Genomic DNA, 2,655 nt, shown 5'->3' on the forward strand with positions numbered 1-2,655 from the left:
TGTCACGGATCGGCGTAATGGAGCCGGGGAAGATCGGCGTAAAGGCGCCACGTGGAAGGGTTCGGAAACGCGGTTTCGAACGCCGTCAAGAATGCTAGTTTTTGGCCCGTTTTTCAATGCCTGAAACGGGTGATTCCGGCATGTTTTTCGGCACGCGGTAACTGTCGCCCTCGAGGATGATCCGGTAGGCACCGTGGCGAAGCCGATCGAGCGTGGCAACGCCGAGCATTCGATTGGCCGGGAACGCGTCGCCCCACTCGCTAAAGTCCAAGTTGCTCGTCAAGAGCAGAGAGCCACGGCGCTCATATCGCTCGGCGACGAGATCATGAAACGCTTCGTCGTGAGGTGCCGTAATGGGCTTCAGGGCAAAGTCGTCGACGATGATCAGCGGTACACGTACGAGTTGCTGCAACCGGCGTTCGTAGTTGCCGACGGCGCGCGCGGCGTGCAGCATGTTGAGCAACTTGGTCTGAGTGAGGAACAGGACGTCGTGTCCCTGGCGAGCCGCGCAGTGGCCCAGTGCCTGCGCGAGATGCGACTTGCCGACGCCGGTGGGACCTGCGATCAGCACGTTGGCATTCTCCTGCAGGTAACGGCCGGTGGCCAGATCCTGAATGACGGCGCGGTTCAGCTTGGGAAGGCGGTCGAAGTCGAATGACTCGAGCGTCTTGCCAGGCCGGAAGCTCGCGCGAGCAAGCCGTGTGTTCAGCTTCTTCTGCTCGCGCCGGGCGAGCTCATCCTGGATCAGCAGTGCAAGGAAATCGGTGTAGGCGAGCTTGCCGTCGATGGCCTGCCGATTGCGTTGCTCGAGCGAGTCGAGAATGCCGGACAGGCGCAGTTGTTTGAGCATCGGGCTCAGTTCGGGAATGGGATTCATGGCTGGGTCTCAGTGGCTCATCATGGAAGGCAGATCACGGCAGAAGCGGCCGCCGCGGGCGTAGGTGTCGCCAAGCTCGATTAATTCGGGCTGCGCGGACTCGCCCAGTTGGTCCAGGCCCTTGTCGAGGATCGTCTTGATGATGCGATAGCGAGGACTGCTAAATGACATCGCGCGGTGACAGGCGGCTTCGAGTCGAGCTGCGCCGACCTTGGCCTCGAGCCGCAAGATGCCCTGCGCACCGCGCAGGTTCACCAGTACCTGATCGTTGAACAACTCGAGGACGACGGCGTGGCAAGCGGCGCCGATGCGCTTCGCTTCGGCCAAGCACCATTGCGGGTCATGCATCTGCCACGCTTGAGCTTCAGGCGGAAGATGATCGCGCACGGTCGAGCGAGCGCCGGCGCGATGCAGGCGTGGATGCACGGCAACCAGTTCATGCTCACGGAACAACTGCACGGTGGTATCCGTTGCCTTGAGCCACAGCGTTTGCCCCACGAGCTTGCACGGCGCCGAGTACAGCGCCTTATGGAATTGCACGTGGCAGTCGCGATGAACGCTGACCTTGGTCCATTCGGCCAACACCGGCGGCACGTCGGGCAGCGCGTTCAATAGCGGCTTCTCGAGCGCAAAGCGCGCCAACGGCTGTTCGCGTGTTGTGCCGTGCACGCGGTTGCCCGCCTCGCTCATGACCCACTGATGCAACTGGTGGTTGGCGTCGGGCAGATCGCGAAACGTACGCAGCGGTAGGAAGGACTTCTTGATGTATTTGACGCCCGATTCGACGATCCCCTTCTTCTGCGGATCGTGCGGCGGGCATGCGTCGATCTTGAAGCCGTACCCTTCGGCCAACTCGGCGTATGAGCGCTGTACCTCTGGGTCGTACATGCAGGCCCGCGTGATGGCGCACTTCGCGTTGTCGATGATCATCCGTGCGGGAATGCCGCCCCACCAGTTGAACGCACGGCGGTGGCAAGCAAGCCACGTCGCCACGGTTTGATCGAACACGAGCTCGGCGTATTGATGGCGCGACCAGCACAGCGTCGCGACGAAGAACCACGTCTTGACCGGCTTGCCGCTGGCGTCGATCAGTTGCGGTCCGGCGCCGAAATCGATCTGCGCGGCGTCAGCCGGTGCGAACTCGAGAACGGTCGTGGCCTTCACGCCGCGCTCAACACTGAGCGCCTGCAGGAAGCGGCGCACGGCCGAGTAGCTGCCCGTATAGCCGTGATTGCGCTGCAGCGCGCTATGGATCGTGGTGCCCTGGATGTCGGCGTTGAACCATTGCGTGATCAGTTCGCGAAATGGCTCCAGCGTTGATACGCAGGTGCGCGGCAGTTGCGGATTGCGGCCGAACATGGCGGCCAGCACGGCGTCGTCGGGCATGGGCCGCGCGGGGTTGAGCCAATCGTGCTGGAGGGCGGCGTCGCGGATGGTCGCTAACTTCTTGCGGCCCATCAGCCCGGCGCGGGCGATATCTCGGTCGGAATCGCCCTGACGCATGCGCGCGAGGACTTGGCGGTACTCAAACACTTCGAACCTCCTGTTACCCACGGCCCCTCCGAGCAAAAGCTCGAAGGGTAACCAGTTGATGGAAGTTCGAAACGCGTTCCCGTTACGGCGTCGGTGGCGCCATTACGCCGATCATCGGGTGGCGCCTTTACGGCGATCCTGAAGTGGCGCCATTACGGCGATCATCCGCTGGCTCCTTTACGCCGATCCTGAGGTGGCTCCAATACGCCGATCCCGGTTTGGCTCCATAGCGGCGATCATTGACA

General features: G+C 62.4%; 2 protein-coding genes. Both read right to left on the bottom strand.

The features are described from left to right. Nucleotides 1-94: 94 nt before the first annotated feature. A complete protein-coding gene (gene istB / locus C0Z18_RS32310; protein ID WP_102649527.1) occupies nt 95-877 on the bottom strand; it encodes an IS21-like element helper ATPase IstB in 783 nt (260 codons plus the stop codon). Between the two features lie 9 nt (nt 878-886). Next, entirely contained in the window at nt 887-2,410 is a 1,524-nt protein-coding gene (istA, locus tag C0Z18_RS32315; RefSeq protein ID WP_102649528.1) for an IS21 family transposase, read from the bottom strand. Between the last annotated feature and the right edge of the window lie 245 nt (nt 2,411-2,655).

Origin of the sequence: Trinickia dabaoshanensis (assembly GCF_002879885.1) — a bacterium.
Classification (GTDB): domain Bacteria; phylum Pseudomonadota; class Gammaproteobacteria; order Burkholderiales; family Burkholderiaceae; genus Trinickia; species Trinickia dabaoshanensis.

What these genes read in the sequence shown, in the direction of transcription:
- istB (WP_102649527.1), bottom strand. Translation starts at nt 877, where the DNA reads ATGAATCCCATTCCCGAACTGAGCCCGATGCTCAAACAACTGCGCCTG.